The 365-nt window shown below is 46.3% G+C and carries 1 protein-coding gene; it reads left to right on the top strand.

Annotated features, from left to right (window positions below):
* Positions 1-42: 42 nt before the first annotated feature.
* The coding region (locus OW491_RS18235; protein WP_290037312.1) for a phage tail protein at positions 43-365 on the top strand (323 nt) is incomplete at its 3' end.

Below are 365 nucleotides of genomic sequence, written 5' to 3'. Positions count from 1 at the left end.
TTCTATAGGCAGTTAAAGCAAGAATAAGGGGGAGATATCCCAATGAGTCAAACGACAATCCCGCTCGAATTTGAGCGTTATCTGCAAAGTCAGATTGGTGCCGGTAATGCGCCAGATATGAATGCAATGATTTTTGCGCACATTCCAGGGCTAGGCCCAAGCCAAACAATTAACCGTGAAAATGGTTTACCTGATAGTTCGCTGTGGGTTCACCAACAAGACATCGACCAAGTGGGTAAACTGGGTGACAACGCACTGGCGTATTCAGTTGTGATCCCCGGTACTGTTGCAGAATTCACCTTTAATGCAATGTATCTGCGTGACAAGAGTGTGGCAAATTCTTGCGGAATGGTGGTCCACAAAGC

It is taken from the genome of Neptunomonas sp. CHC150, assembly GCF_030397555.1.
Lineage (GTDB): Bacteria > Pseudomonadota > Gammaproteobacteria > Pseudomonadales > Balneatricaceae > Neptunomonas > Neptunomonas phycophila.
Note: the sequence above shows the minus strand (reverse complement) of the source record. Positions and strands in the feature narration are given on the sequence as shown.